The sequence below is a fragment of the Streptomyces alkaliphilus genome, assembly GCF_014141535.1.
Classification (GTDB): domain Bacteria; phylum Actinomycetota; class Actinomycetes; order Streptomycetales; family Streptomycetaceae; genus Streptomyces; species Streptomyces alkaliphilus.
In genome coordinates, this window is sequence record NZ_VKHT01001204.1 from 1 (window position 1) to 1,331 (window position 1,331).

The window sequence follows — 1,331 nt, forward strand, 5'->3', positions numbered from 1 at the left end:
TATAAGAGACAGGAACGCCCCGTACCCCTCGATACCCGTGAAGCGAGTTCCATTGATGCACCCCACTCCTCGGATGACGGCCGCCCTCCACGCCCTCGCCCGCCGGCACGGGTTCCTGGTCCGGGACCGGGCGTGGGAGGAGACGATGGCCGCCATGGCGACCGCCGAGCCACCCCGACACGATCCCGAGTGCACGGACCTGATCAGCACGGTCATCGGACAGGTGATGCGGTTGGGCGGCATCGACACCGATGTCGCCGTCCACCGGGAAGTGCTGCTGCGGTGCCGCCCCGGCGCCCCCGGGGTGCGGACGGTGCCGGACGCCGTCTTCTCGGCGCGGGAATCGCGGCTGTTCCGCGGGGCACCCCCGTGGCTGGAGGGCCGGGAGGTGCTGATGGTGGTGGACACGGCCGTCCCCGGTGAGGAGGAGGAACGATCGTTGCGGCGACGGGCCTACGCGGAGGCGGGCATCCCTCTCCACCTGCTGATCGAACGCGAGCGCGCCATGGTGTCGCTCTTCAGCCGGCCGAGCGCGCCCACCGCCGGCCCGGGGGCGCCGGGGCGGGCCTACACGCGACTGCACACCGTGCCCACCGGTCGGCCCCTGCCCCTGCCGGCCCCCTTCGGTTTCGACCTGGACACCGGCGACCTGGCGTGATCCCCCCCCGGGGCCGGGCGGGACCGGCAGCCCCGGGGCAGGGGCCGGTCAACAGCCCGCGCCTCGCGCGCTCGTTCGGGTGGATATCGCCATCGAAGCCCCGTGAGAGCCACCGGAGCGGCCACACTGGTCGATGTATCGGAGAGGAGGCACCATGACTGTCATGGCCGCCGACCACCGCGCGCAGACCCGGGACGAGGTCCTCGAAGAGGGCTTCCTGGCGCTCACCGTGCCCGAGGGGTTCAAGGCCGAGCTCATCGAGGGACGAATCGTCGTGACCCCACCCCCCGACGGCGACCACCAGGACGCGATCGAACTCGTCGTGAGTCAGGTCTACGCCCGGTCGGCGACTCCGATGCAGCAATCGGGGAACACCGGTCTCCTCCTCGGCTCCGCGGCTCCGGCCGTCCCGAACCGCGTCATTCCGGACATCACCTTCGCCCCGCGTGAGGCTCGGGTCCTCCGGGGAGCCCCACCCTGGATGGACCCCACCGGCATCACCATGGTCACCGAGGTCACCAGCGGTCGACCCGACCACGACCGCACGGCCAAACGCCTCGCCTACGCCCGCGCCGACATCCCCCTCTACCTCCTGATCGACCGCCACCGCGAAACCCTCACCCTCCACACCGACCCCGAACCCCGCACCGGCGACTACATCGGTCGACACACC

General features: G+C 71.5%; 2 protein-coding genes. Both read left to right on the forward strand.

Annotated elements, in window-relative coordinates; genetic code table 11:
• Nucleotides 1-658, forward strand: a 658-nt coding sequence (locus tag FNQ90_RS23435) for a Uma2 family endonuclease (protein ID WP_228471548.1), incomplete at its 5' end; no start/stop codon positions are given.
• Nucleotides 659-812: 154 nt separating this feature from the next.
• A partial coding sequence (locus FNQ90_RS23440) for a Uma2 family endonuclease (protein ID WP_182608179.1) occupies nucleotides 813-1,331 on the forward strand: 519 nt, incomplete at its 3' end.